26 protein-coding genes are annotated in these 25,468 nt (G+C 57.3%); 2 read left to right on the top strand and 24 right to left on the bottom strand.

Annotated features, from left to right (window positions below):
- Positions 1 to 455: 455 nt before the first annotated feature.
- The 16 genes from H8S02_RS12725 to rplS all read right to left on the bottom strand — a co-directional run bounded on the left by H8S02_RS12725 (position 456) and on the right by rplS (position 14,467).
- On the bottom strand, positions 456 to 590 hold the full coding sequence (locus H8S02_RS12725; protein WP_272884506.1) for a hypothetical protein: 135 nt from the start codon (positions 588 to 590) through the stop codon (positions 456 to 458).
- Between the two features lie 85 nt (positions 591 to 675).
- Positions 676 to 996: an SCP2 sterol-binding domain-containing protein gene (locus H8S02_RS11460; RefSeq protein ID WP_186970622.1), complete on the bottom strand. Its 321-nt coding sequence runs from the start codon at positions 994 to 996 to the stop codon at positions 676 to 678.
- Between the two features lie 169 nt (positions 997 to 1,165).
- Positions 1,166 to 1,537, bottom strand: a complete 372-nt coding sequence (locus H8S02_RS11455) for a hypothetical protein (RefSeq protein ID WP_243166513.1) — start codon at positions 1,535 to 1,537, stop codon at positions 1,166 to 1,168.
- A 22-nt stretch (positions 1,538 to 1,559) separates the two neighbouring features.
- Positions 1,560 to 2,174: a ribosome biogenesis GTP-binding protein YihA/YsxC gene (gene yihA / locus H8S02_RS11450; RefSeq protein ID WP_186970620.1), complete on the bottom strand. Its 615-nt coding sequence runs from the start codon at positions 2,172 to 2,174 to the stop codon at positions 1,560 to 1,562.
- Positions 2,171 to 4,585: an endopeptidase La gene (gene lon / locus H8S02_RS11445; RefSeq protein ID WP_186970619.1), complete on the bottom strand. Its 2,415-nt coding sequence runs from the start codon at positions 4,583 to 4,585 to the stop codon at positions 2,171 to 2,173. The genes yihA and lon overlap by 4 nt, the downstream gene beginning before the upstream one ends.
- 212 nt (positions 4,586 to 4,797) lie before the next feature.
- Positions 4,798 to 6,102: an ATP-dependent Clp protease ATP-binding subunit ClpX gene (gene clpX, locus H8S02_RS11440; RefSeq protein WP_186970618.1), complete on the bottom strand. Its 1,305-nt coding sequence runs from the start codon at positions 6,100 to 6,102 to the stop codon at positions 4,798 to 4,800.
- Between the two features lie 27 nt (positions 6,103 to 6,129).
- The gene (gene clpP / locus H8S02_RS11435; protein WP_118686582.1) at positions 6,130 to 6,711 is read right to left on the bottom strand and encodes an ATP-dependent Clp endopeptidase proteolytic subunit ClpP; all 582 of its coding nucleotides are present in this window, start codon (positions 6,709 to 6,711) and stop codon (positions 6,130 to 6,132) included.
- Positions 6,712 to 6,855: 144 nt separating this feature from the next.
- Entirely contained in the window at positions 6,856 to 8,181 is a 1,326-nt protein-coding gene (gene tig / locus H8S02_RS11430; protein ID WP_186970617.1) for a trigger factor, read from the bottom strand.
- An 81-nt stretch (positions 8,182 to 8,262) separates the two neighbouring features.
- Complete coding sequence (locus H8S02_RS11425; RefSeq protein ID WP_118686580.1) at positions 8,263 to 8,964, bottom strand: metallophosphoesterase; 702 nt, start codon at positions 8,962 to 8,964, stop codon at positions 8,263 to 8,265.
- On the bottom strand, positions 8,964 to 10,457 hold the full coding sequence (gene thrC / locus H8S02_RS11420; protein WP_186970616.1) for a threonine synthase: 1,494 nt from the start codon (positions 10,455 to 10,457) through the stop codon (positions 8,964 to 8,966). The genes H8S02_RS11425 and thrC overlap by 1 nt, the downstream gene beginning before the upstream one ends.
- A gap of 132 nt (positions 10,458 to 10,589) precedes the next feature.
- Positions 10,590 to 11,555, bottom strand: a complete 966-nt coding sequence (locus H8S02_RS11415) for a dipeptidase (protein ID WP_186970615.1) — start codon at positions 11,553 to 11,555, stop codon at positions 10,590 to 10,592.
- A gap of 2 nt (positions 11,556 to 11,557) precedes the next feature.
- Positions 11,558 to 11,905 carry a YraN family protein gene (locus H8S02_RS11410; protein ID WP_186970614.1) on the bottom strand — a complete coding sequence of 116 codons (348 nt, stop codon included), beginning with the start codon at positions 11,903 to 11,905 and terminating at the stop codon, positions 11,558 to 11,560.
- Positions 11,902 to 12,519 (bottom strand): ribonuclease HII, encoded by a 618-nt coding sequence (locus tag H8S02_RS11405; protein WP_186970613.1) that lies wholly within the window; start codon positions 12,517 to 12,519, stop codon positions 11,902 to 11,904. The genes H8S02_RS11410 and H8S02_RS11405 overlap by 4 nt, the downstream gene beginning before the upstream one ends.
- The gene (gene ylqF / locus H8S02_RS11400) at positions 12,516 to 13,397 is read right to left on the bottom strand and encodes a ribosome biogenesis GTPase YlqF (RefSeq protein WP_186970612.1); all 882 of its coding nucleotides are present in this window, start codon (positions 13,395 to 13,397) and stop codon (positions 12,516 to 12,518) included. Before ylqF ends, H8S02_RS11405 begins: the two co-directional genes overlap by 4 nt.
- 3 nt (positions 13,398 to 13,400) lie before the next feature.
- Positions 13,401 to 13,976: a signal peptidase I gene (gene lepB / locus H8S02_RS11395; RefSeq protein ID WP_118686574.1), complete on the bottom strand. Its 576-nt coding sequence runs from the start codon at positions 13,974 to 13,976 to the stop codon at positions 13,401 to 13,403.
- A 149-nt stretch (positions 13,977 to 14,125) separates the two neighbouring features.
- Positions 14,126 to 14,467: a 50S ribosomal protein L19 gene (gene rplS / locus H8S02_RS11390; protein ID WP_186970611.1), complete on the bottom strand. Its 342-nt coding sequence runs from the start codon at positions 14,465 to 14,467 to the stop codon at positions 14,126 to 14,128.
- Between the two features lie 235 nt (positions 14,468 to 14,702).
- On the opposite strand from rplS, the gene H8S02_RS11385 reads away from it, so the two are divergent.
- Entirely contained in the window at positions 14,703 to 16,013 is a 1,311-nt protein-coding gene (locus H8S02_RS11385) for an alpha-amylase family glycosyl hydrolase (protein WP_186970610.1), read from the top strand.
- Between the two features lie 165 nt (positions 16,014 to 16,178).
- Here H8S02_RS11385 and iolE read toward each other — a convergent pair whose 3' ends face one another.
- From iolE to H8S02_RS11350, 7 genes are all read right to left on the bottom strand, one after another.
- Positions 16,179 to 17,108, bottom strand: coding sequence for a myo-inosose-2 dehydratase (iolE, locus tag H8S02_RS11380; protein ID WP_118686571.1), 930 nt, complete (start codon positions 17,106 to 17,108; stop codon positions 16,179 to 16,181).
- A gap of 256 nt (positions 17,109 to 17,364) precedes the next feature.
- The gene (locus H8S02_RS11375; protein ID WP_186970609.1) at positions 17,365 to 18,537 is read right to left on the bottom strand and encodes an NAD(P)-dependent malic enzyme; all 1,173 of its coding nucleotides are present in this window, start codon (positions 18,535 to 18,537) and stop codon (positions 17,365 to 17,367) included.
- Between the two features lie 204 nt (positions 18,538 to 18,741).
- The gene (locus H8S02_RS11370) at positions 18,742 to 19,197 is read right to left on the bottom strand and encodes a zinc ribbon domain-containing protein (protein WP_186970608.1); all 456 of its coding nucleotides are present in this window, start codon (positions 19,195 to 19,197) and stop codon (positions 18,742 to 18,744) included.
- A gap of 67 nt (positions 19,198 to 19,264) precedes the next feature.
- Complete coding sequence (locus tag H8S02_RS11365; RefSeq protein ID WP_243166512.1) at positions 19,265 to 20,653, bottom strand: MATE family efflux transporter; 1,389 nt, start codon at positions 20,651 to 20,653, stop codon at positions 19,265 to 19,267.
- A 66-nt stretch (positions 20,654 to 20,719) separates the two neighbouring features.
- The gene (locus H8S02_RS11360) at positions 20,720 to 21,349 is read right to left on the bottom strand and encodes a hypothetical protein (protein WP_186970607.1); all 630 of its coding nucleotides are present in this window, start codon (positions 21,347 to 21,349) and stop codon (positions 20,720 to 20,722) included.
- A gap of 178 nt (positions 21,350 to 21,527) precedes the next feature.
- Positions 21,528 to 22,499: a transketolase family protein gene (locus H8S02_RS11355; RefSeq protein WP_186970606.1), complete on the bottom strand. Its 972-nt coding sequence runs from the start codon at positions 22,497 to 22,499 to the stop codon at positions 21,528 to 21,530.
- A gap of 14 nt (positions 22,500 to 22,513) precedes the next feature.
- Positions 22,514 to 23,365 (bottom strand): transketolase, encoded by an 852-nt coding sequence (locus H8S02_RS11350; RefSeq protein ID WP_186970605.1) that lies wholly within the window; start codon positions 23,363 to 23,365, stop codon positions 22,514 to 22,516.
- A 587-nt stretch (positions 23,366 to 23,952) separates the two neighbouring features.
- On the opposite strand from H8S02_RS11350, the gene H8S02_RS11345 reads away from it, so the two are divergent.
- A complete protein-coding gene (locus H8S02_RS11345; protein ID WP_186970604.1) occupies positions 23,953 to 24,708 on the top strand; it encodes a DeoR/GlpR family DNA-binding transcription regulator in 756 nt (251 codons plus the stop codon).
- A 57-nt stretch (positions 24,709 to 24,765) separates the two neighbouring features.
- Here the strand turns inward: H8S02_RS11345 and H8S02_RS11340 are convergent, their stop codons facing one another.
- Positions 24,766 to 25,317: a TetR/AcrR family transcriptional regulator gene (locus H8S02_RS11340; RefSeq protein ID WP_186970603.1), complete on the bottom strand. Its 552-nt coding sequence runs from the start codon at positions 25,315 to 25,317 to the stop codon at positions 24,766 to 24,768.
- Between the last annotated feature and the right edge of the window lie 151 nt (positions 25,318 to 25,468).

Below are 25,468 nucleotides of genomic sequence, written 5' to 3'. Positions count from 1 at the left end.
ACTGGAGTTGTGACTTCCAGCGATTTACCAAGAGTAAAAAACTCTCGAAATTTCAGGTTCGCACTACAACCTTGTTCATATCGAACAAAATTTTAAGCACATCGTTGTTTAATTTACAAAGTACAATCTGCTGTTTTCAAGCATTTTTCAGAACTTTTCGAAGTTCTTAACTGCTTTTCAACAGCTTATTTATTATATCAGACTGTTTTTCATTTGTCAAGAACTTTTTCAAAACTTTTTCGAAGTTTTTGAGGCAGATCTTTCAAAAATCAAACTTTTCTGACCGCCGTCTCTTTCGAAACAGCTTATTTATTATATCAAACCGAAATCCGTTTGTCAAGAACTTTTTTCGTTCTTTTCAAACCGCTTTTCAGCTCGACCGCCGTGCCTCTCAGCGACAGCTTTAATAGAATACCACAGTGAGAGGCATAAAGTCAAGCATTATTTTCAAAAATTCAGTCGGAATTTCTACGAACCAGGCTGATCACGAAGGCCGCAATCGAAAAAGCCACACTTACCGCAGACAATGCACATGCGACGATATCAACAGCAATCCCTTTTCTGTTCCGATTTCTTTTTGTTTTCTTCATACTTTGCCCTCTTTCCGTATCTTTTGATACAAAAGACTCGCCGGACGATGCGGCGAGCCTTTTTCATTATCCTGTTTTATCTGCTTTACTTCATCAGCTCGGCCAGAAGCATAACCTTGTCGAAGTTGCCCTCGATCTTGATCTTGCCCTCTGCGACTGCAACCTGCGGGATCAGCTTGCCGCTGACAATTTTTTCGATATTGGTCAGCGAACCGGACACAATTGCATCATGATCGATGTACTCATACGGCATTACGGACGGAACGCCATTGAGGATTTCGATATAGAAAACGCCCGTTACCTTGCCGGTAAGATTGAACTGAACGGCAACCTTGCCTTCTGCACCTGCGAGGTTGGCTTTGCTGAGCTTATTGTAAATCTTTGCTGTTAACTGGTCTATGGCCATCGGACTCGCCCCCTGAATATTATGTTACTCTTATTATACGGCATTTTGCAGAAATTGCAAGAGCAAACTGGTAATATTCCATAAGTTTTACGCAGAATAATGGCCGACATTTCTATATTTCGCGTCAAAAATCAAGAAACCGTCTTTTATCTGTGCAATCAACGGTTTTTCAGCTTTTCCGGACAAACTGCGTGCGGCAGTGCGGGCAGGTGATCGTGATCTTGCCGCGGCCCTTCGGGACGCGCAGGCGCTTGTGACAGTTCGGACATTTGAAGTAGCGATGCGTTTTCCGATCCTGAAAGCGCAGCACGGCATTATGCAGGCGGCGCGAGACAGGCCCCCACTTCTGGAGGAATTTCTGATTCTCGGCGTAGCGCGCCTGAATGTTGCGCGAGAACATGCGGAAGTAGCACAGGATAAACAGCGCGAGAATGAACATGCTCATCCAGTTCCACTTCATCACCCATTCGATCACCATGAGAACGATCGCGAGCAGCAGCAACGCGTTGTTCAGCTGGTCGCTGCCGTATCGGCCTGCCATAAATCGGCGCAGAAAATTCATGTTATTCTTCCTTTCGCGCGGCGTGATCAAAGATGATCGACAGGACTTCCTCCCGGCCCATGCCCTTCTCCGCCGAGAACGGGATAACAGGAACCTCTTCGGGCAGGAGCAGCGTCTGACGGATCTCTGCAATATTGCCTTCAAGCTGGCTCTTTTTGATCTTGTCGAGCTTGTTGGCGATAATCACCCACGGCTTGCCCGATGCGCGGAACCATTCCGCCATCGTCATGTCATCGCGCGTCGGCTTGTGACGGATATCAACGATCTGAATGCCGAGCGTCAGCAGACCCATCGCAAAATAGGTCTCCATCAGCGCGCCCCAGCGCTGCTGCTCCGCCTTGGAGACGCGCGCGTAGCCGTAGCCCGGCAGGTCGACGAAGTACAGCTGCTTGTCAATGGTAAAGTAGTTGATATGAATAGTCTTGCCCGGCTGCGCACTGACACGCGCAAAATTCTTGCGATTCAGCAGCTTGTTTATGACCGAGCTTTTGCCGACATTGGATTTGCCGGCGAAAACGATCTGCGGCAGGCTGTCAAACGGAAAATCGCTCTCCTTGACCGCCGAACGCAGGAATTCCACATTATGAAGATTGGGTGCCTTTTTTTCGTTGCTCATTGTACCACCGCCGTTGTCTCAGCGTCAGCCTTGGGAGGCATGCGACGCGATGTTTTCTTTTTTTTGCCGGGACGGCGCGAGAAGTCGATCGCCGTCTCCATGACCGTGTCCATATGCTCCGCGACGACGAACGCGACGTTTTCGCGTACCACAGGCTCAATATCCTGTAAGTCGCTCTCGTTGTCCTTCGGGATGACGATGGTCTTGATGCCTGCGCGGTAGGCCGCCATGGTCTTTTCGCGCAGACCGCCGATCGGCAGCACGCGGCCGCGCAGCGTTACCTCGCCCGTCATGGCGACGTCGTGACGCACCGGCGCCTCGGTCAGCGCGGAAATGATCGCCGTCGTAATGGTCACGCCGGCCGACGGGCCGTCCTTCGGGATAGCCGCTTCAGGGAAATGGATGTGCAGGTCGTTGTTCTTGTAGAACATCGGATCGATGTTCAGCTGCTCCGCGCGCGAGCGCACGAACGTGACTGCCGCCTTTGCACTCTCCTGCATGACCGTGCCGAGATTGCCCGTGACCTCGATCTTGCCCGTTCCGGGCACGACCGCCACTTCTACCTCGAGCATTTCACCGCCGACGCTCGTCCATGCAAGGCCGTTTACGATGCCGACCTCATCCTTCGCGGACACGACATCCTTTTTGAACGGCGCGACGCCGAGCAGCTCCTCGATATTCCTGTTCGAGACCGTCAGTCTGCGGCCGCCGTCCGCGATATGCCGCGCCGCCTTGCGGCACAGCTTGGCGAGCACGCGCTCCAGACGGCGCACACCGGCCTCGCGGGTATAGCCCGTAATGACCTTCGCGAGCATTTCTTCGGAAATAACCAGCTGACCCTTCTTAAGGCCATGCTTGTCCATCTGGCGCGGCAGCAGGTGATTCAGCGCGATCTGGCGCTTCTCCTCCTCGGTGTAGCTCGGCAGCTCGATGACCTCCATGCGGTCGAGCAGCGGACGCGGAACAGCCGAAAGATCGTTCGCCGTCGTGAGGAACACGACATCGGACAGGTCGAACGGCAGCTCGATATAGTGGTCGCGGAACGCGACGTTCTGTTCGGTGTCGAGCACCTCGAGCATCGCGGAGGCCGGGTCTCCGCGGAAATCGCTGCCCATCTTGTCGATCTCGTCGAGCAGGATGAGCGGATTGGACGTTCCGGCGCGGCGCAGCGCGTCCATGATGCGGCCGGGCATTGCGCCGATGTAGGTCTTTCTGTGACCGCGGATGTCGGCCTCATCGCGCACGCCGCCCAGACTCATGCGGGCATAGCTGCGGCCCATCGCCTCCGCGATGGATTTCGCGATAGAGGTCTTGCCGACGCCCGGAGGGCCTGCGAGACAGAGCACCTGTCCCTTGAGGCTGGGCGCGAGCGTGCGGACCGCCAGAAACTCCATGATGCGCTCCTTGACCTTTTTCATGCCGTAGTGGTCGCGGTCGAGGATGCGCTGCGCCTCCTCGAGGTCGAGACGCTCCTCGCTCCTGCTGCGCCACGGCAGATCAAGCACGGTATCGAGATAAGTGCGCACGACGCCCTGCTCCGCATTCGAGCCGCCGAGCTTGGCGAAGCGGTCCACCTCGCGGATGAGCTTTTCCTCGCATTCCTGCGGCAGCTTGAGGTCGAGAATGCGCTGACGGTAGGTCTCAGCCTCCGCCGCTGCATCCTGCTCGCCGAGCTCGGTCTGGATGACCTTGATCTGCTCGCGCAGGTAGTATTCGCGCTGATTTTTATCCATCTGGGACTTAACTTCGTCCTGGATCTCGTTTTCCAGCTTGAGCACCTCGGTCTCCTCGCCGAGCAGGCGGATGACCATGGTCAGACGGCGCGTGATGCTGAGCTCCTCGAGGATGTCCTGCTTGGCCGCAACCTCGATACTGATGTTCTGCGCGATGTAATCCGCGAGGAAGCCTGCGTCGCCGCCCTCGGCAACCGTCAGCTCCACATCGGGCGAGATTCGCTGCGCATTGTCGGCGTACTCCGCAAAGCGCTCCTGCGCCGTGCGGACAAGCGCCTGCGCACGGCGTTCGGTCACACCGTAAACATAGTCCTCGAGCTGCTCTACCTCGGCATAGATGCAGGTCTTGTCGTCCTGCGCCGCGAAGAACTGATGCACGAGCGCGCGCTGCTTGCCCTCGACGAGCACGCGGATATTGTCGCCCGGCAGGCGCAGGATCTGCTTGACCTGGCAGATGGTGCCGATCTGGTAGAGATCGCTCGGGGACGGGTTGTCCGTCTTGAGGTCGCGCTGTGCAGTCAGAAAGAGCGTCTGACCGTTCTTCATCGCCGCTTCCAGCGCGCGGATGGAAAGCAGACGGCCCACATCGAAGTGGATTATCATATTCGGGAACGCAACGAGGCCGCGCAGCGGAAGCACCGGCAGGCGGCTTACAGTCGTTCCAAGCTGTTCTGTCATAGTGTATCTCCTTGCAGGGAAAATTCGTATATAAAGACAGTATAGTATTTTTCCGCGCATTTGTAAAGCGGTTTTCCTCTGTCTTTTTGTCACAAATCGGCAAAATTCCTCTGTTTTTTCACTTTTTACACTTTGTTCACGAATAAAGGCCGGCAGCATAAAAAGCGCGGACAGGAAAAAACATCCTGTCCGCGTATGCTGTGATGGTCTTATTATGCACTTTTGGTTGTCTTGCGCGTGCGCTTCTTCGGCGGCTCAGGGTCCACCGGCATCGCGTCGTGCTCGACCACCGGCTCGCCCGTTCCCATGACGACCTCCGGGGTGATGGTGACCGAGGAAACCGTCTTGTCGGACGGAATGCTGAACATGATGTCGGTCATCACGTTTTCCAGTACGCCGCGCAGACCGCGTGCGCCGGTCTTGCGCTCGAGCGCCGTCTCCGCTACCTTGATGAGCGCCTCCGGCTCAAAGTTCAGCTTGACGCCGTCCATCTCGAACATGGTCTGATACTGCTTGACGAGCGCGTTCTTCGGCTCCTGCAGAATGCGCACGAGCGCATCTCTATCGAGCGTATCGAGCGAGACGATAGCCGGCAGACGGCCGATCAACTCGGGGATAAGGCCGTACTTCATCAGATCATGCGGCTCGATCTGCGCGAGCAGACGGTCGGTCTGCTCCTCTTCCTTGCCCTTGATCTCCGAGCCGAAGCCCATGCCCTGCTTGCCCGTGCGCTTCTGAATGATGCCTTCGATACCGTCGAAGGCGCCGCCGCAGATAAACAGGATGTTAGTCGTGTCGATCTGGATAAACTCCTGATGCGGATGCTTGCGGCCGCCCTGCGGCGGAACGTTGGCCGTCGTGCCCTCGAGCATCTTGAGCAGCGCCTGCTGAACGCCCTCGCCCGAGACATCGCGGGTGATGGACGGATTCTCGCTCTTGCGCGCGATCTTGTCGATCTCATCGACATAGATGATGCCGTGCTCGGCCAGCTCGATGTCGAAGTCCGCCGCCTGGATCAGGCGGAGCAGGATGTTCTCGACGTCCTCGCCGACATAGCCGGCCTCGGTCAGCGTCGTCGCGTCCGCGATGGCGAACGGTACCTGAAGCGTCTTGGCGAGCGTCTGCGCAAGCAGCGTCTTGCCCGAGCCGGACGGGCCGAGCATCAGGATATTCGACTTCTGAAGCTCCACCTCGGTCTCGGGATGGTAGATACGCTTGTAGTGGTTGTAAACGGCAACGGAGAGCGCGATCTTGGCGCGGTCCTGGCCGATCACGTACTGATCGAGCACGTCTTTCAGCTCCTGCGGCGTCTGCAGATGCTCCGGCCGTGCCGCAGCCATCTGACCGCAGTGCTGCTCGGGCATGAAGTCCAGTTCATCCTCCAGAATGCTGGTGCAAACGCCAATGCACTCGTCGCAGATATACACGCCCGGACCCGCGATCAGCTTGCGTACCCGGTTCTGGGGTTTGCCGCAGAAGGAGCACTTCAGCGGCTTTTCATCTTTATAATTCGGCATACTGCACCTCTGTTCAGCAGAATTTCATCAATGCTTATCGAAAACCTTGTCGATCAGGCCGTACTCGACAGCCTCCTGCGCGGTCATGAAGTTATCGCGTTCACAGTCGGCGTGAACGGTCTCGAACGGCTTGCCGGTGTTCTCGGCCAGGATGCGCGTCATGCGCTCCTTGATGATCTCGAGACGCTTGAGGTGAAGCGCCATGTCCGTGATCTGACCCTGCGTGCCGGCGGACGGCTGATGGATCATGATCTCAGCGTTCGGCAGCGCATAGCGCTTGCCCTTTGCACCGGAGGACAGCAGGAACGCACCCATGGACGCCGCCATGCCGATGCAGATGGTCGAGACGTCGCACTTGATATAGTTCATGGTGTCGTAGATCGCCATGCCTGCGGTGACAGAGCCGCCGGGGCTGTTGATATACAGAGAAATGTCCTTGTCCGGGTCCTGCGCTTCCAGATACAGAAGCTGCGCAACAACAAGCGATGCGGTGGTGTCGTTGACCTCCTCGCACAGCATGATGATGCGGTCATTCAGCAGACGGGAGTAGATATCGAACGAACGCTCGCCGCGGCCGGTCTGCTCGATTACCATTGGGACTAAGCTCATTGGAAAAACTCCTTTCGAAAAAGAGTCGGTGTTTGTTCTCGGATTTCCGCGATGCGTGTCGCATTGCGGAGAAAATTTGTTCGCTGATACACTGATGGAACCGGCCATACGGCCGGTTCCATGTGATTCCATATGGAGAGATGCTTACTCAGCGGTCTCCTCAGTCTCCTCAGCCTTCTTCTTGGAAGCCTTCTTGACCTTGGCATTCTTCTTGATGAACTCAAGAGCGTTGGAGATGCGCAGGTCGCCGGACAGAGCGGACTCTGCAACGATGGTCTTGATCTTCTCAACGTCCATCTTGTACTGCTCAGCCATCTTCGCGTACTCGTCAGCGATCTCCTGCTCGGAAACCGTGATGTTCTCGAGGTCTGCGACCTTCTGGAGTGCCAGACGGGTCTTGACCTGACGCTCAGCCTGATCCTTGAACATTGCGCGGAATGCGCCCATCTCGGTGTTCGTCATCTTGAGGTACTGCTCGAGGCCCATGCCCTGCATCTGGAGACGGTAGCCGAAGTCCTGAACGATGGAGTCGACCTGAGAGTCGATCATAGCTTCCGGAATATCAGCCTTCATGCCCGCGATGACAACGTCGAGCAGCTTCTCCTCGAATGCAGCGTCAGCAGCTTCCTGGCGCTCGCTCTTCAGGCGCTCGGTGATCTCCTTCTTGAGGTCGTCGAGGGTCTCGCAGGTGTCGGAAACGTCCTTTGCGAACTCGTCGTCGAGGGTCGGGAGGATGGTCTCCTCTACCTTGTGTACCTTGCACTTGAAGGTAGCTTCCTTGCCAGCCAGCTCCTCAGCGTGGTACTCCTTCGGGAAGGTTACGACTACGTCCTTCTCGTCGCCTGCCTTGCAGCCGATCAGCTGATCCTCGAAGCCCGGGATGAATGCGCCGGAGCCCAGAGTCAGCTCATGATGCTCAGCCTTGCCGCCCTCGAATGCAACGCCGTCTACAAAGCCCTCGAAGTCGATGTCAACGGTATCGTTCTTCTTTGCCTTGCGCTCAACGGTCTCAGTGCGTGCAAAGCGCTGTGCCATGCGGTTCAGCTCAGCCTTTACGTCAGCCTGAAGTACCTTTACGGTCTCCTTCTCAGCCTCGATGCCCTTGTACTCGCCCAGCTCAACTTCCGGCTCAACCGGTACCTTGGCGATGATGGTCAGGCCGCCCTCTTCTGCCGGTTCGCCCAGATCTACGTCTGCACGGCCGACCATCTTGATGCCGGACTTCTCGACAGCCATATCCATAGCCTGCGGATACAGAATATTGAAAGCTTCCTCGAAGAATACGCCTTCGCCGTACAGCTTCTCGATCATCTTGCGCGGAGCCTTGCCCTTGCGGAAGCCCGGAACGGTGATGTTCTTGCCGCTCTTCTTGAATGCCTTGTCCTTTGCAGCCTCGAACTCAGCCTTGGTGATCTCGATCGTGAGAGCTACGACGCTATGCTCGAGCTTTTCAGTGTTTTTCAGTTCCATGTTGCCAATCTCCTTACTAAATACTTTCGATTGTATCTAAATCATTCTATCAGATTTTTCTCATGATTTCCATAGTTTTTTCTATTTTTTCAGAAAAACCGGGGTAAAATCTACAAAATCACCCGAAACGAGCTTCCACTCGATGCCCTCGGCCTCGCCTGTGACCGCGTATCTAAGGCTGTTTCCGTGCAAATGCCCATAAACGCAGCGCTTTACGCCGTATTTTTTGAGCAGTTCGACGATAGCCTCGCAGCGGTAGGTCGAGTACAGCGGCGGATAGTGCAGGAAGCAGATGATCTCCTCGGGCTGCTCTGCGGCGCCGAGCCGCAGCGACGCCTCAAGTCTCAGCAGCTCGCGCCTGAAGATCTTCTCGTTGTGCGGGTCGGAAAAATCCTCCTCGAACGGCCAGCCGCGCGTGCCGCACAGCGCCGTTTTTCCGTAAAAGAAGCAGTTGTTGTGCAGGAAATCAATGCTCGCAAACCCGTTCTCGTCCAGAAAGCGGTGCATTTTAGAGGCCGTCTCCCACCACAGGTCGTGGTTTCCCTTCAGAATGATCTTTCTGCCCGGCAGGGAGTCGATGAGGGCAAAATCGCCCTTTGCCTCCGCGAGGCTGATGCCCCACGAAATATCGCCGCCCAGTACCACCGTATCCTCCGGCGCGATCAGCTCGCGCCAATGCCTGATGATCTTGTCCGTATGCCCTTCCCACCGGCCGCCGAAGATATCCATCGGCTTGGCGACATCGGTGGCAAGATGCAGATCGGCCAGCGTGTAAAGCGCCATTACAGGTCCTTGAGCAGGGCGACAGTCGAGAGAATGTCCGCCTTGTCCACCACGCGGTCAAAGCGCGGCGTTTTGCCTGCGAGGGCTGCGAGCGGCGCGGGCGCCGGTACGCCCGTCAGGCCGGTCAGAACATCGAGCTGGGTCACATCGTCCTTTTCAAGCGTGCCGCCGAGCGCCTCGATGACGGCGCGGCAGAACTTGAACGGAGATGCGGTGGAGGCGATCACGGTCGGAGTCTCGTCGCCCGTGCGCGCGCGGTAGTCCTCGTATACGCGGACCGCAACGGCGGTATGCGTATCGCACAGGTACTTCTCCTCTGTCCACAGCCTGTGGATGGTTTCCGCTGCGTGCTTGTCGTCGCAGCAGCCGGCATCGAAGTCGGCCGCGATCTTCGCGAATACGTCCGAGGCAACCTTGTAGCTGCCCTCGCCGTTCAGCTTCGCCATGAGCTCGGCTACCATCCTGTCGTCAAAGTCAGACGCGAAGAACAGCAGACGCTCGAGGTTGGACGAGATCAGGATATCCATCGACGGAGAGGTCGTGGTGTAGAAATCGCGGTTGCGGTTGTACTCACCGTCCTTCTTGAAGAAGTCGGTCAGCACGTTGTTGCGGTTGGACGCGCAGATGAACTTGTTCACCGGCAGGCCCATCTGCTTTGCGATGTAGGCCGCGAGAATGTTGCCGAAGTTGCCGGTCGGGACGCAGACATTGATCTTATCGCCCTGGCGGATCGTGCCGGCCTTGACCATGTCGCAGTATGCGGAGACATAGTACGCGATCTGCGGCGCGAGACGGCCCCAGTTGATGGAGTTCGCCGAGGACAGCATCATGCCGTCCCTGTCGAGCTGTGCACGGGTCTCGTCGTCGGTGAAGATGCGCTTTACTGCGCTCTGTGCGTCGTCGAAGTTGCCGTGGATGGCAATGACCTCGACGTTCTCGCCCTCCTGCGTCGCCATCTGGAGCTTCTGCATCGGGGAAACGCCGTCTACCGGATAGTAGACCATGATCTTGGTGCCCGGGACATCATGGAAGCCGTCGAGCGCTGCCTTGCCGGTGTCGCCCGAGGTCGCAACGAGGATGCACGCAGTGCGCGTCTCGCCGGTCTTGCGCAGCGAAGCGGTCAGCAGATGCGGCAGCATCTGGAGCGCCATGTCCTTGAACGCGCAGGTCGGGCCGTGCCACAGCTCGAGCAGGTTCTTGCCCTCGGAGAGCTTCACGACCGGAGCGGTGTCCGCGCCGCCGAACTTCTCGTCAGCGTAAGCCTTCGCTGCGAAGTCCGCGAGCTCCTCTGCCGAGAAATCGGTCAGGAACTTGCCGAGGATGAGCGCAGAGCGTCCCTTGTAGTCGCTCTCCGCAAGCGTTTTCCAGTCTGCCTCGGTGAGTGCAGGGAACGAGGTCGGGCAGTAGAGACCGCCGTCCGGCGCGATGCCGTTGGCGATGGCATAAGCCGCGGAAACCTTGCGTTCTCTGTTTCTTGTGCTTACATAATCCATTTATCATAACCTCCGCAGTGGTATTGTATACTACGTGTTGTTGATCGCCGCATGGAAAATCCATACCTTATTATTGTATAGCAAACCGGTATGGTTCGGCAATAGCGAAATGCGAAAAAATACAGCCGATTATCACAGCATTTTCTGTACAAACGCGAAAGCGTTGTCATAGAACAGGCCGCAAACGGTCTCCTCCCGGTATCCGAGGGCAAGCATGCGGTCTGCGAGACGGTACATATCGCCGAGACCCTCGATGCCGACAGGCAGCTGGTCGCAGCCGTCGAAATCGCAGCCGAGCGCGACGATCTTCTCGCCGTACATGCCGATAAAGCGCTCGATATGATCGATCGCATCGTCGAGCACCGAATCGCTCTGCCGCACGAGAAAGGGCGTATACAGGTTGATGCCGACAAGGCCCCCTCGCTGCGCGATCTCGGCGAACTGCTCGTCGGTGAGGTTGCGCGAGTTGCGGCAGAGCGCACGGCTGTCGCTGTGCGTGGCCACGAACGGCCGGTCGGTCAGCCCGCATACATCCCAGAACCCCCGGTCGGACAGATGCGAGACGTCGATGAGCATGCGCCTTGCGTCGAGCGCGCGCACAAGCTGCCGTCCCCCGTCAGTCAGACCCTCGTTCTGGTCGATGGCGGACGGGCAGCCGAAACGGCTGCGATAGTTCCATGTCAGCGTCACCAGACGAACGCCGGCGTCATATGCCTCATCGAGCGCGCCCTCCCGCTCGGGCAGCAGCTCCGCACCCTCGATGGAGAGGAACGCCGCCGCTTTGCCGCTTTCTGCGGCGCGGGTCAGCTCCTCGCCGCTGCGGCACAGCGTCAGCCAGTCCGCGTTCGCCGCAAACTCCGTCTGCGCGGTTTGCAGCATGCGTGCGAGGCGCTCGTCCTTCGGCGTGTCGAGCAGGCAGGAGCGTTTCTTTTTCTGCGACTCCGGCGGATATGCGCCGCAGAACAGCGCGAAAAACTGCACATAATGCTCGTATCTCTGCGCCGCTGCACGGTTGATATGCAGATCGTTCTCGCGCAGGTGCTTTCCTGTCTCGCAGCATTCATACAGGGTATCGCAGTGAAGATCAAACAGTTTCATTCTTACCCTCCAAACGCATTTTCGATCTGGCGGATGCGCGGCGCGGCCGCGCCTTCCTCTCCGTAGACCTCGATCACATCAAACCGCGGCTGCTTTTCGGCCGGAGCGCTCTGAAGCCACGCCTCCGCCGCCGCAATGAGGCGCGCCTGCTTCGCCGGCGTCACCGCCTCACAGGCCGCTGCAAACCGGGCGTTCCGGCGTGTTTTTACCTCGAAAAAGACGAGAAAACGCTCGTTTTCCGCGATGATGTCGAGCTCCCCGAAACGGGTGCGGTAGTTTCGCTCCAGTATATGCCAGCCGCGCGAGACGAGCCATTCCGCTGCCGCATTTTCACCCCACGCGCCCTTCATCGCGGCGCTTCGGGATGTTTTTCGTAGAATTTCTTCAAAAAGCTCATGCGATGGATGGGACACGGGCCGTGCGTGAGCAGCGCCTCGTCGTGCGCTCTGGTCTCGTAGCCCTTGTGCTTTTCAAAGCCGTACTGCGGATACTGCTCCGCGAACTGCCGCATCAGCCGGTCACGGGTGACCTTCGCGATGATGGACGCCGCCGCGACGGACGGGATCTTCGCGTCGCCCGACACCACGCACTCGTGCGGGAGGTCGAGCCCCTGCGAGCGGTTGCCGTCCACATAGACGAAATCCGCAGGTCTTGTCAGACCGTCTACCGCCTGCCGCATCGCACGGAAAGTCGCCTGTAAAATGTTGATCTCGTCGATTACGCGCTCATCCACGAGCGAGACCGACCATGCCAGCGCGTTTTCCGTGATCTCGTCGAACAGCTTTTCGCGCTTTTTCTCGCTGAGCTTTTTCGAGTCGTTCAGACCCTCGATGACGATGCCGCCCGGCAGGATGACCGCCGCCGCGCACACCGGCCCCGCGACCGGACCGCGTCCCGCTTCATCCACGCCGCAGACCGCCTCAAAGCCGTTTTTCCATGCTCTTTCTTCATATTCCCAGGTCATGCGTCCGCTCCTTGCTCTGCCGCCGCGGGCATCTCGAGCGTGATGCGGCCGAGCACGCCGCCGCGGAACTCGTCGAGCAGGATGCGCGCCATGCGCTCGGTGTCGATCTCGCCGCCGCGCAGCAGGAAGCCGCGCCGCTTTCCGGCCTGCTGGAGCAGCTCGTAGCCGAGAAAATCGCATTCCTCCTCGGGAATGGAGACGCTGTAGCGGTCGACGATGGTCTGCGGCGCCTGTACGCTGAGCAGCTCCATCAGCTTGCAGCCGAGCGTCTCAACATCCAGAATATCGTCCTTGATCGCGCCCGTGCAGGCGAGCAGGATGCCGACGCGCTCGTCGTCGAACTTGGGCCACAGAATGCCCGGCGTATCGAGCAGGTCGATGCCGCTGTCGACGCGGAACCACTGGCTGCCGCGCGTCACGCCCGGGCGATCGGCCGCCTTCGCGGACTTCCGTCCCAGAATGCGGTTGATGAACGTGGACTTGCCGACGTTCGGGATGCCGACGACCATCACGCGGACGGCCTTGCCGACCAGGCCCTTTTCATTCCACTGCTCGATCTTGTCCGCGAGCAGCGTGCGCACCGCATTCGAGAACGCCTGCGTGCCTGTGCCTGCGCGGCTGTCGGTCTGGATGACCGCCATGCCCTGATCGCGGAAATGCTTCGCCCAGACCGCCGTCTTGTTCGGGTCAGCCAGGTCGATGCGGTTCAGGATCATCATGCGCGGACGGCCTGCCGCGATCTCATCCATGTCCGGGTTGCGCGAGACCTGCGGAATGCGTGCGTCTACCACCTCGCACACCGCGTCCACCTGCTTGATATACTCCGCCATCTGCCGGCGGGTCTTTGTCATATGTCCGGGATACCACTGAATATTCATATCTTACTCCACCGATCCAAATTCACTGAACGGGAACACTACTCGGAGCACGTGTCCGAGAATGCAGCGCTCGTCTACGATGCCGAGACGGCTGTCGCGGCTGTCTGTCGAGTTATTGCGGTTGTCGCCCATCACGAACACGCATCCCTCCGGGATGGTCTGCGGATAGGACAGGTCGCCCATGCGCGTGAGCGTGTCGATCTTCTCGGCGATATACGGCTCGTCAAGCACTTCGCCGTTGACGCTCACGTCGCCCGTGACAGGGTCGATATCGACCGTGTCGCCGCCGGTCGCGATGACGCGCTTGACGATCGGCTGATCGCTGTAAAAGCCGTCCTTGCGCAGCACGACGATGTCGCCCTTTTCCGGGTGATAGCCGAGGTTGCTCACGAGCATGATACTGCGGTCCTCGAGCGTCGGATACATCGACATGCCGTCCACGCCGAACAGGCGCACGACAAACGTAAAGATAATGACAAAGGCGATCAGCACGCCCATCAGCGACTCGCCCCAGGCGAACAGCTCGCTCGTAAAGCGCGGCTCAAATTCCTTTTTACCCTCTTTCCGGGTTTCATCCATAATACACGCTCCCCTTTCCATTCGAAAAAACGTTCAACTTCATTATAGCCGCAGCGGATAGCTGACGCAAGTCCCTGTTCGGCTTTCCCGTGCAAAAACAAAAACGGAGAGCGTAATTCTGCTCCCCGTTTCTGCGATGCTTGTGTTGGTTAGATCTTTTCTGCGATCTTGGCAGCCTTGCCTACGCGGCCGCGCAGGTAGTACAGCTTGGCACGGCGAACCTTACCGTTGCGGACAACCTCGAACTTGGCAACGTTCGGGGAATGTACCGGGAAGGTCTTCTCGACGCCTACGCCGTAAGAGATGCGGCGAACGGTAACCGTCTGGTTAACGCCAGCGTGCTTCTTGGCAATGATGATGCCCTCGAACACCTGAATACGCTCGCGGTTGCCCTCCTTGATCTTAGCGTGTACCTTTACGGTATCGCCGATCTTCAGAGCCGGCAGATCGCTCTTGAGCTGCTGCTCGGACAGTACTTTTACGAGATCCATTTTTCTGTCATCCTTTCGTCTTAGACATTCTTGCCCCATTTATCTGAAAATGAGCAGAGGAATGCCCGTCTCATAATTACCAGATAATCATACCACACCGCCGTTCGGATTGCAAGCACTTTTTTGTTTTTCCTGTGTTTCAATCATTCTGCACAGTTTTTATCGTTTTGCTATTGCATCAATTGTCTATTTTGTTTATACTGAATATATCCCCCGTGTAAAGGAGCAACGATCTATGTGGGCTTATGAAAGTGTTTTTTATCAGATCTATCCCATCGGCTTCTGCGGCGCGCCGCGCGTCAACGACGGCATAACCGTGCCGCGCATCCGCAAGGCTGCCGACTGGGCCAAGCATATCGCGCGTCTCGGCTGCAACGCCGTTTATTTCTCTCCGATCTTCGAATCCGACAGTCACGGCTACGATACCCGCGACTTCCGAAAGGTAGACTGCCGCCTCGGCACGAACGCCGATTTCGCAGCCGTATGCGAGACTCTGCATGAGCACGGCATCAAGGTCGTGCTAGACGGCGTGTTCAACCATGTCGGCCGCGGCTTCTGGGCGTTCAGGGACGTACAGGAGAAAAAATGGGACTCTCCCTACAAGGACTGGTTCCACATCTCGTTCGAGGGCAATTCGAACTATAACGACGGCTTCTGGTACGAGGGCTGGGAAGGACACTACGAGCTGGTAAAGCTCAACCTGCGCAATCCCGACGTCGTGCATCATCTGTTCGACTGCATCCGCCTGTGGAAGGAGGAATTCGGCATCGATGGTCTGCGGCTGGACGTCGCCTACTGCCTCGATAAGGATTTTCTCCGTCAGCTCCGCGCGTTCTGCGACTCGTTCGGCTCGGATTTCTTCCTCGTCGGCGAACTGCTGCATGGCGACTACAATCAGTTCGTCGGGGACGGTCTGCTGCACTCCTGCACGAATTACGAGTGCTACAAGGGTCTGTATTCCTCGATGAACAGCTACAATCTGTTCGAGATCACGCACTCCCTGCTGCGCCAGTTCGGCCCGGAAAACTGGACGCTGTACCGCGGCAGGCATCTGCTCTCGTTCGTCGACAACCATGATGTGACGCGCGTCGCGTCCATCCTCCAGAACCGCCGCCATCTGCCCCTCATCTACGCGCTGCTCTTCGGCATGCCGGGCATTCCGTGCATCTATTACGGCAGCGAATGGGGCGCGGAGGGAAACAAGCAGCAGGGCGACGACGCGCTGCGCCCCTCGTTCGACGCGCCTGAGTGGAACGCGCTGACCGACACCATCGCCGCGATGGCGAAGGCGCACCGTGAGAGCCGCGCACTGTGCTACGGTGACTTCCGGCAGCTCGTCCTCACCAACAGGCAGTGCATCTGGGAGCGGTGTGCGGACGGCGAGCGTGTGCTCATCGCGGTCAATATCGACGACCAGCCGTATACTGCGCACTTCGACGCGAAATGCGGCCGCGCGGTCGACCTCATCACCGGAGAGCCGCATGATTTCGGCGGCGGCAGCGAGCTGCCCCCCTGCTCGGCGTTTTTCTGGAAGTGCGAGCGCTGAAGCCGGATTTCCCGTAAAAAAGGCGTCTCAAGAGCAGATCCCCTGCGAAGATTTTTCGCAGGGGATTTTTAACGAGCAGAAAAAGTCGACAGCAAAGTTTTTCGGCAGTCTAAAAAAGGTGCTTCCGCATAAACGGAAGCACCTTCTGTTATCTGTAATATGAAATTACTTGAGGACAACCTCGCCGCCGAGACCGGTGTGCTTGGTGATGTACTCACGGCCCATCTTAGCGTACTCGAACGGATTAGCCTTAGCCGGGTCCTGCTCAGCCTCGACCATGATCCAGCCGGAGTAACCAGCCTTGTCAAGCAGGTCGAATACCTTGTCGAACTCTACGCAGCCGTCCGGATCGCCCGGTACGGTGAAAGCGCCAGCGCGGACAGCGTCCAGGAAGGACCAGTGCTCAGCGCGAGCCTTCTCAACCAGCGGCATACGCATGTTCTTCAGATGAACGTGACCAACGCGGTCAGCGAACTTCTCGAGCATCTTGACCGGATCCTCGCCTGCGAAGGTGAAGTGGCCGGTATCGAAGCACAGGAATACGTACTTCGGATCGGTGTTCTCCATCAGACGGGTGGTCTCTTCAACGGTCTGGCATACGGTGCCCATGTGATGATGGAAGCAGGTGCGGATGCCGTACTTCTCCATGGACAGCTTGCCCAGCTTGTTCAGGCCGGTGGTGAAGCGATCCCACTCCTCGTCGGTCAGAACGCGCTTCTTGTCGTCGAGAACCGGGGTGTCGAGCTGGCCCTGGATGGAGCCGGACTGCTCAGAAACGTTGATAGCGGTAGCGCCAACGTAGGACAGGTACTCGAGCTCCTTGACGAACTCAGCCTCAACCTCTTCGTACGGCTTGTCAACCAGGAAAGAGGAGAACCACTTGGAAGCGATGGTCATGTTGCGAGCGTCCAGCATGTGCTTGAGGACGGTCTTGTCTTCCGGGTACTTGTGGCCGACTTCGCAGCCGTCGAAACCAGCGAGCTTCATCTCAGAGATGCACTGCTGGAAGGTGTTCTCGTCGCCGAGATCCCACATATCATCATTGGACCAGCCGATCGGGCAGATACCCAGTCTTACTTTCTTCGGATCTAACATAGTTATTCCCTCCATAATCTTCTCTCTGCGTCTGCACATAAACAAACACATTTTGATATTCTTATTGTACCCTTATGCACGTTAAATGTCAAACGCATTTTTTCGCGGGCAGGACTTGTGCAGGCTGCCGCATTCCGAGCAATTTGCAACCGTGCGTGCGCGTGCACGCTCATTTTCAGCGAAAACCGCGCGAGTTTTCTCCCCGCGCGGTCAAATTGGCTTTCTGAACTTTTTTACGCAGAAACCGACTTCGGCATCAGATGCGCGCCACGCCGCTGTCTCGCGCCGCCTGCGCGACCGCGTCCGCGACCGTGCGGATGACCTTCTTGTCGAACGCCATCGGCATGATGTACTCTGCGGTCAGCTCTTCATCAGAGACACAGGACGCGATCGCCTTTGCCGCCGCGAGCTTCATCTCCTCGTTGATGTCGCTTGCGCGGACGTCGAGCGCGCCGCGGAAAATGCCCGGGAACGCGAGCACATTGTTGATCTGGTTCGGATAATCCGAACGGCCGGTGCCGACAACAGCCGCGCCTCCCTTCTTTGCGTCCTCCGGCCAGATCTCGGGGACCGGATTTGCCATCGCGAACACCATCGGGTCCTTCGCCATGGTGGAGACCATCTCGGCAGTCAGCACCTGCGGCGCAGACATGCCGAAGAATACGTCGGCGCCCTTGACCGCGTCGGCCAGCGTGCCGGTCATGTGGCCGCGGTTGGTGACCTTCGCCATCTCCTCCTGCGCCGGGTTGAGGCGCTCGTCGCCCTCGCAGACGATGCCGAAGCGCTCGACCATCGTGATGTCCTTTACGCCGAGGAACATCAGGAATTTGGTGACTGCGATCGCCGCCGCGCCGCAGCCGTTGACGACCATCTTGATCTCGTCCACCTTGCGGCCGGTCAGGCGGCAGGCGTTGAGCAGCGCCGCGCCGCAGCAGACCGCCGTGCCGTGCTGGTCATCATGAAATACCGGAATGTCACAGACCTCCTTGAGGCGGCGCTCGATCTCGAAGCAGCGCGGAGCGGCGATGTCCTCAAGATTAATGCCGCCGAACGAGCCGGAGATCAGCTGGACCGTGCGCACGATCTCGTCAACATCCTTGGACGCAACGCAGAGCGGGAACGCATCGACGTCCGCGAACGCCTTGAACAGCGCGCACTTGCCCTCCATGACCGGCATGCCGGCGAGCGGGCCGATGTCGCCCAGACCGAGGACTGCCGTGCCGTCGGTAATGACCGCAACGAGATTGTGGCGGCGCGTGTATTTATAGCTGAGGGACGGATCGTCCTTGATCTTGAGGCACGGCTCGGCTACGCCGGGCGTGTAGGCGATGGAAAGATCGTCCTTGCTGTTCACCTCACAGCGGGCAACGACCTCGATCTTGCCTGCCCATTTTTCATGTGCCTCGAGTGCGCGTTCTTTTACGTCCATGTTCTGTTCCTCCGTTATCGTTCTGTGTTCCGTCGGGCGGAAATTCATATCTATACATATTATAACGGCCGCATTCGCTTTCGTAAATAGGTAGTTTGTACAAAGCGTGTATCCTCTGTATCCTCCGCACCTGACTGCGCGGTCGCGAGACCGGTCTCCTTTCTGTTTTCGCGCACAGCGAGACCGGTCTCCCATGCCGCTGCTTCAGCTTTCCTGCTGCCGTTTTTTCCAGTGCCGCAGCTGCGGAACGACCGCTTCCATATGCGCCCTTACCTGCTCCGCAGGCCAGCTTTCGCTCGCCGTGTGCTCAACGCAGAAGTCGATCAGCTGCTGCTCACTGTCATATTTGAATTCGCCGTCTGCATAGCACCATTTGCAGTAATCCTCATTGAACGAGCCGTTGATTTCCCGGCTCATGGTCCCGTCCTCGAGCGGCATGCCGCAGCACTGACAGATCAGCTGTCGCGGAGAACCCAGCAGCGTATTGATCGAAACATCGAACACCCCGGAAAGCAGCTTGAGCGTCTCCACATTCGGCGTGGTCTCCCCTTTTTCCCATCGCGAGACCGCCTGACGGGTCACGAAAACCTTTTCCGCCAGCTCATCCTGTGTCATTTTCTTTTCCGTTCTCAGACGCTGCAGAACATCCTTCGTTTCCATATGTATCATCTCCTTGACAGAACCTTATCACAAACAAGGCCGGCAGGCAAGCAACCCGCTGTTGCCCTCAGACCTGCTGCCTGCGCAGCAGCCTCGGCAGGACATAGGCAAGACCGCAGGCGGACACGACCGCTGCGGTGATGTCGGAAATCGGCTCGGAGAACATGACGGCTGTCGCGCCGAACAGCGGCGGCAGGACAAATACGCACACGAGGAACAGCCCCTTGCGCAGCATGGAGAACGTCAGACCCCAGCGGATCAGCCCCATGCCGGTCATGCCGTCCACCGCCGGGTACTGTATCGCGAGACCGAGCACGCCGAGCGAATACGTGCGTATCATGTACGACGCCATATCGATATACGCCGGGTCTCTGGTGAAAATCCGTACAAAAGAGCCGGAAACCGTCTGCGCGAGAACGAACATCAGGCCGCAGAACACCACGCACAGCAGGATGATGCCACGGAACGCCTGCGCGATGCGCTTCGTATTGCCTGCGCCGTAGTTATAGCCGAGGATGGACTGCGTGCCTGCCGTGATGCCGCCGAGCGGCATGGTGATGATGAGCATGAAGCTCTGCATGACCGCCGCGCACGCGATGAGCATATCGCTGTCCGCGCCGCCGTATCTGCGCAGCATGATGTTCACCGAAATGAGCAGCACGTTGTCGAGCGCGATGATGAGCGCCGGCGAGAGACCGACCTGCACGATGCGGCGCATCCAGCCGGGATTGACCGGCTGCCGGGTGATGCCGACCGCCGCTTTGCCGCCGAGCAGGAAGCGCAGGATATACGCCGTCGAGCAGATCTGGGAAAACACGGTCGCGAGCGCCGCGCCGCGCACACCCATGTTCAGCACAAAGATGAAAACCGGGTCGAGCGCGATATTGACCGCCGCGCCGAGCATGACCGACCGCATCGCCGTCGAGGCAAAGCCCTGGCTCATCGTGATCTGATTGAGGCCGTAGCTCATCACCGCGAACACCGTGCCCGAGACATAGGTCGTAAAATACGCCTCGGCGTACTCCCACAGCGCCTCGCTGCATCCGAAGGTGAACAGAATCTGCCGCCGGAACACGAGCAGCGGCACGGTTGCCATAACGCTGAGCGCGAGCAGCAGATAAAAGCTGTTCGCAACGATCTGCCGCGCGCCGTCCATGTCGCGCCGCCCCATGCGGATGCTCATCAGCGGACCGCCGCCGAAGCCGATCAGCGCGCCGAGTGCGGTGATCATCGTCACCACCGGCGCACAGACGCCGACGCCCGCAAGCGCGGCATCGCCTGCGTTCGCGATATGGCCGACATACATGCGGTCCACAACGCTGTATAATATATTGACGAACTGCGCCAGCATGGCCGGTATCGCGAGCTGCAAAACCAGCTTCCCGACCGGCGCGGTGCCGAGAGGGCTGTCCTGATGCGTCATAGCCTTCACCCCATCCGTAAATCCTGTCCTCATTATATCGTTTTCGTCCGATAGAGTAAAGAGAAAAATGCCCTGACAGGGTGTCAGGGCATTGCATGTTTAGAGATGATCGTTCTTTACAAATTTTACGGTGTACGCTTCTGCATAGCTGCTGTATTTGAGCGCCGAGCTGTTTCCCGGGTCAGAGAACGCATCAATCGCCACCAGAATCTGCGTGCCATCCGTGCGGAATGTGCGCACAAGCAGTGGAATCTCCACATCGACCGCCAGATCGTCAATCTTTTCTTCCTGCATGGCCACAGACGAGGTCAGCCGCTCTGTCGGCAGGCCGCTCAGCTTGGACGAGTCAGCAAACTGCATGGAGCCGCCGAAGTCGTCAGACTGAATATTGATATTGTATTCCGTATTGACCGCATCGGTTTCCGGATCGAACTGGATGATACCGCTGCTTTTCCCGACTTCCTCGGAATTCACCGTGAAAAGACCGTAATCATCCTTGTTCCACGCGCTGCCATCCCATTCATAACGCTGGATTTCAATTCCGTTGGCGTCCGCATGATTACCGGAAAATTCATACTTCACAGACTTGTCAATCTGTGCTGTATTCGCTTTCTTCTCCACCGGCGCGATGGCAATGGTATTATCCGCCGGCTGTGTCTTTGTCTGTCCGCACCCGCTCAAAATCCCCACAAGAGCCAGTGCCGCTAACGCTGCGTGCCGTTTTTTCATACGGATCGCCTCCTTTTACTGTTGTGCTTACAGTATAGCAGATTTGGGTGATATTGTCTATTTCCAGACCATGCAAAATCTGCGCTTGCTTCTGTGCAAAGTAACGGCAAAAAAGCGCTCCGGCAAAGCCGGAGCGCTTTCGATGCAAATATTTACTTCGCGTATCTGCGGAAGGAAATTAACCGTTCTTGCGAGCGATTGCCTTCTTAGCAGCCTCTACGATGTGAGCAGCGGTCAGACCGTACTCCTCGCGCAGGAAGGACTCAGCGCCTACCTGACCGAAGCGATCCTCTACGCCTACCATCTCCATCGGAACCGGGTTGTTCTTGATAACAACGTTAGCAACAGCAGAACCCAGACCAACCTTGACCTGATGGTTCTCAGCGGTTACGATAGCGCCGCACTCAGCAGCGGAGTCGAGGATGAGCTGCTCGTCGAGCGGCTTCCAGGTGAACATATCGATGACCTTGGCGGAGATACCCTCAGCAGCCAGCTGCTCCTGAGCCTTCAGAGCCTCGTCGACCATGATGCCGGAAGCGATGATAGCAACGTTCTTGCCTTCCTTCAGGGTAACGCCCTTGCCGATCTCGAAGTCAGAGCCGTCGCCGTAAACGGTGGTGAAGCCCTTGCGGATCATGCGCATGTAGGAGAACTTGCCGGATGCTGCCAGCTTCTTGGTCAGGCAGTTGATCTGAGCGTAGTCAACCGGGTCGATAACGACTGCTTCCGGTACGGACATGTACAGAGCGCAGTCCTCGAACGGCATATGGGTGCCGCCGTTGTATGCAGCGCATACGCCGGGGTCAGAGCCGATCACGTGTACCGGTAGCTTAGCGTAAGCTGCGGACATGAAAGCCTGGTCAAATGCACGGCGGGATGCGAAGCAGCCGAAGGAGTGCATGAATACGGTGCGGCCGGTAGCGGCCAGACCTGCTGCAACGCCCATAGCGTTAGCCTCTGCGATACCTGCGTTTACGGTCTGCTCCGGGAAAGCCTTTGCCAGCTTGCCGGTGTTGATGCAGTTCTCAAGGTCGCAGTCTACGTGCATTACCTTGCTGTCCTTCTCCATGAGGTCCAGCATAGCGGTAACGAAACCATCACGGTTGTTACGAGAGTCCTTCTCGTGCTTGCCAATCAGAGTAAAGCTCATGTTTATTACCTCCCTTACTGTGCCTTGATCTCTGCGAGCTTCTTCTCAGCAGCAGCAATGGCTTCATCCCACTGCTCCTTGCTCGGCTGAGAGGAGTGCGCGCCGGTGCCTTCAGCGAACGTTGCGCCGAGGCCCTTAACGGTATTCAGCACAATGCAGGTCGGCTTGCCCTTGGTGTCGTAAGCGAGCTGGATTGCGTCGTAGATCTGCTCTACGTCGTTGCCGTCCTGAAGCTCGATTACGTTCCAGCCAAAAGCGTCAAACTTGGCGCCGATGCCCTTGCCATGGCTCATGACCTTGTCAACTGCACCGTCGAGCTGATACTTGTTGTCGTCTACGAAGCAAATGAGGTTGTCGAGCTTGTAGTGAGCAGCGAACTGAGCTGCCTCCCAAACCTGACCCTCGTCGCACTCGCCGTCGCCGACGAATACGAATACGTGGTTGTCACGGCCGTCGAGCTTGTTGCCAAGAGCGGCGCCGGTAGCGGTAGACATGCCCTGGCCCAGAGAGCCGGTGGTCAGGTCAACGCCCGGGGTCTTGGTACGGTCGGTATGGGACGGGAAGTTGGTGTGCGGCTGGTTGAGGGTATAAGCCTCCTCGACCGGATAGAAGCCCTTCAGGCCGAGGGTAGCGTACATAGCCGGACCTGCGTGGCCCTTGGACAGTACGCACCAGTCACGATCCTCCCAGTGCGGGTTCTTCGGATCTACCTTCATAACCTCACCGTACAGAACTGCCAGCGCGTCGATAACGGACATTGCACCCGGTACATGGCCGAAGCCAAGCGAACCGACGGTCTTCAGGGTCTCCACACGGATTTCCTGAGCAAATACGCGAAGCTCCTGCATCTTTTCTGCTTTCTGCATTGCATACACCTGCCTAATTCATAAGTATTTTCTCTTATCGCGCCGTGACGCAGTGTGCCGCGCCGGCGCACAGCGGCGCCTTACCGCTGTATACGATTACAGTGTATCACCAAACCGCTCAGATTTCAACCGAAAATCGTGTTTTTTCAGATAAAAATTCCGCTCTCCTCTGCCGCTGCTGCGTCGATTTTCCGCGGAAATGCGAAAAAAACGTATTTTTTTATCCATCTCCCGTCTCGCGTTTTCCGTCCTTTTTACAGAAAATCCCGGGGCTTCTCTGCCTGTTTTCCGCCATTTGCTGCGAAACTCTGCACTTTTCTGTATATTCGTGCAGTCACGAAAAACCACAACTTACCCATCATCTCACCTTTTTTATTTTTCGAAATAAAATTTTACGGCCCTTAAACCCCTGTGTTTTCGTTATTTTCACCAGTTTTTCATCCTGCACCGCCTGTCTCTTTGCTTTTTCACCAAATTTTACCCCTGATTTCTGGCTTTCTGTGCAGTAGACAACTTGCGCATAATTTGATAAACTATAAAGGTACATTGTGGACTTGTTTGGATATTTTTCAAGGAGCAGCATGAAAATGAAGGTCAGCCGATTGAACTCCATAGAGCAGTATGTGATCTCGCGCGAAACCGTCAGCATCGACGAGTTGTGCGAGGTTTTCGGCGTGTCCAAAAATACCATCCGCCGCGATCTGAACGAGCTGGAAATGCGCGGCCATATTACAAAGGTATATGGCGGCGTGACCGCGACCGTGCCCTCGGGCGCGGTGCCGACCCCCATCCGCTCCAGCCTCAACACCGTGGACAAATCGCTCATCGGCCGTCTGGCGGCAGAGGAGGTTGAGGACGGCGACACCATCTTCATCGACTCCGGCACGACCACGCTCTGTCTGCTGCGGTTTCTCGTGGCGAAAAAGCGCATCACGATCATCACGCACTCGCTCGGCGCACTGAGCGAGGCCTCCAAATACGACAACCTCAACATCATTTCGCTCGGCGGCATTTACAGCCCCACGACCGACTCGTTCGTCGGCCTTTCCGCGATCGAGGCGCTGTCCTCCATGCGCATCAACAAGGCGTTCATGGGCGCGACCGGCGTTTCGCTGACCGCCGGCATGACCAACACGACCTTCCTCGAGGCCGAGATCAAGCGCGCGGTCGTGCATCGCGCCGACAGCATCTACGGCATGGCGGACTCGTCCAAGATCGGCCGCGAAGCCATCGTCACCTTCTGCCACCTCAAGGATCTCACCGCGTTCATCACCGACCGCGAACCGCCGAAGGAATACGTCGACCTGTGCCGTCAGGAAAACGTCAAGCTCCGCTACGAATAAAATTTGAGATGAATTTGCCCCCGGCAGAAAATCTGCCGGGGGCTTTATTTTGCATTATTATATCAGATTGCCCGTCAGCACACGGTTGATGAGCGCGACGATCTCGTTTTTCAGGATGGGCTGCGGCTCGGTGATCCACTTTTCCATCATGCCGACGATGCCGGTCGCGAGAAAACGCGCCGCATAAGCGTCCTCCACGCTTCGGAACGGACGCATTTCCAGATGGCACTCCTCGAGCACCGTGATCATCTTGCGTCCGAAGCCTTCCACGCCCGTGCCGCGCACGAGCGCGCGGACGATCTCGCGGTTCTCCTCCAGATAATCCACCGCACGCGCCAGGACCGGCTGAAGATTGCTCGTCCCGCTCGGATGCAGATCCGCGATCAGCTCGCGGAAATCCTCGATCATCTCCGCCTCGATCTTTTCGCGCAGATCATATACATCGCGGTAATGCGCATAGAATGTGCCGCGGTTGATGTCCGCCTCGCGGACCACGTCGGTTACTGTGATGCTCTGAAAATCCTTCTGCTGCATCAGCCGGGTCAGAGCCTGCCGCAGCAGCTTTTTCGTGCGCCGTATGCGCTTATCCTCCTGTACTGCTCCTGTCATGTTCCCTCTCCTCCGTTCAGACCGCGTTCAGCTTTTCTCTGTCCCTTTCGGCTAAACACACGTTATTGAACATTTTCTTTCTCTTTGTTCTTTTACATACACATTATTTATATTTGCCTATTGTGTTCGTTAACCTTATGTACTATACTAT

Source organism: Agathobaculum hominis (assembly GCF_014288055.1).
Classification (GTDB): domain Bacteria; phylum Bacillota; class Clostridia; order Oscillospirales; family Butyricicoccaceae; genus Agathobaculum; species Agathobaculum hominis.
The sequence above is the reverse complement of the archived record's forward strand: the minus strand, read 5'-3'. Positions and strand labels throughout refer to the sequence as shown.

Excerpts from the sequence above, each read along its gene's own strand:
- H8S02_RS12725 (WP_272884506.1), bottom strand. The coding sequence starts at position 590 with ATGAAGAAAACAAAAAGAAATCGGAACAGAAAAGGGATTGCTGTTGAT.
- H8S02_RS11460 (WP_186970622.1), bottom strand. The coding sequence starts at position 996 with ATGGCCATAGACCAGTTAACAGCAAAGATTTACAATAAGCTCAGCAAA.
- H8S02_RS11455 (WP_243166513.1), bottom strand. The coding sequence starts at position 1,537 with ATGGCAGGCCGATACGGCAGCGACCAGCTGAACAACGCGTTGCTGCTG.
- yihA (WP_186970620.1), bottom strand. The coding sequence starts at position 2,174 with ATGAGCAACGAAAAAAAGGCACCCAATCTTCATAATGTGGAATTCCTG.
- lon (WP_186970619.1), bottom strand. The coding sequence starts at position 4,585 with ATGACAGAACAGCTTGGAACGACTGTAAGCCGCCTGCCGGTGCTTCCG.
- clpX (WP_186970618.1), bottom strand. The coding sequence starts at position 6,102 with ATGCCGAATTATAAAGATGAAAAGCCGCTGAAGTGCTCCTTCTGCGGC.
- clpP (WP_118686582.1), bottom strand. The coding sequence starts at position 6,711 with ATGAGCTTAGTCCCAATGGTAATCGAGCAGACCGGCCGCGGCGAGCGT.
- tig (WP_186970617.1), bottom strand. The coding sequence starts at position 8,181 with ATGGAACTGAAAAACACTGAAAAGCTCGAGCATAGCGTCGTAGCTCTC.
- H8S02_RS11425 (WP_118686580.1), bottom strand. The coding sequence starts at position 8,964 with ATGGCGCTTTACACGCTGGCCGATCTGCATCTTGCCACCGATGTCGCC.
- thrC (WP_186970616.1), bottom strand. The coding sequence starts at position 10,457 with ATGGATTATGTAAGCACAAGAAACAGAGAACGCAAGGTTTCCGCGGCT.
- H8S02_RS11415 (WP_186970615.1), bottom strand. The coding sequence starts at position 11,555 with ATGAAACTGTTTGATCTTCACTGCGATACCCTGTATGAATGCTGCGAG.
- H8S02_RS11410 (WP_186970614.1), bottom strand. The coding sequence starts at position 11,905 with ATGAAGGGCGCGTGGGGTGAAAATGCGGCAGCGGAATGGCTCGTCTCG.
- H8S02_RS11405 (WP_186970613.1), bottom strand. The coding sequence starts at position 12,519 with ATGACCTGGGAATATGAAGAAAGAGCATGGAAAAACGGCTTTGAGGCG.
- ylqF (WP_186970612.1), bottom strand. The coding sequence starts at position 13,397 with ATGAATATTCAGTGGTATCCCGGACATATGACAAAGACCCGCCGGCAG.
- lepB (WP_118686574.1), bottom strand. The coding sequence starts at position 13,976 with ATGGATGAAACCCGGAAAGAGGGTAAAAAGGAATTTGAGCCGCGCTTT.
- rplS (WP_186970611.1), bottom strand. The coding sequence starts at position 14,467 with ATGGATCTCGTAAAAGTACTGTCCGAGCAGCAGCTCAAGAGCGATCTG.
- H8S02_RS11385 (WP_186970610.1), top strand. The coding sequence starts at position 14,703 with ATGTGGGCTTATGAAAGTGTTTTTTATCAGATCTATCCCATCGGCTTC.
- iolE (WP_118686571.1), bottom strand. The coding sequence starts at position 17,108 with ATGTTAGATCCGAAGAAAGTAAGACTGGGTATCTGCCCGATCGGCTGG.
- H8S02_RS11375 (WP_186970609.1), bottom strand. The coding sequence starts at position 18,537 with ATGGACGTAAAAGAACGCGCACTCGAGGCACATGAAAAATGGGCAGGC.
- H8S02_RS11370 (WP_186970608.1), bottom strand. The coding sequence starts at position 19,197 with ATGGAAACGAAGGATGTTCTGCAGCGTCTGAGAACGGAAAAGAAAATG.
- H8S02_RS11365 (WP_243166512.1), bottom strand. The coding sequence starts at position 20,653 with ATGAGGACAGGATTTACGGATGGGGTGAAGGCTATGACGCATCAGGAC.
- H8S02_RS11360 (WP_186970607.1), bottom strand. The coding sequence starts at position 21,349 with ATGAAAAAACGGCACGCAGCGTTAGCGGCACTGGCTCTTGTGGGGATT.
- H8S02_RS11355 (WP_186970606.1), bottom strand. The coding sequence starts at position 22,499 with ATGAGCTTTACTCTGATTGGCAAGCACGAGAAGGACTCTCGTAACAAC.
- H8S02_RS11350 (WP_186970605.1), bottom strand. The coding sequence starts at position 23,365 with ATGCAGAAAGCAGAAAAGATGCAGGAGCTTCGCGTATTTGCTCAGGAA.
- H8S02_RS11345 (WP_186970604.1), top strand. The coding sequence starts at position 23,953 with ATGAAGGTCAGCCGATTGAACTCCATAGAGCAGTATGTGATCTCGCGC.
- H8S02_RS11340 (WP_186970603.1), bottom strand. The coding sequence starts at position 25,317 with ATGACAGGAGCAGTACAGGAGGATAAGCGCATACGGCGCACGAAAAAG.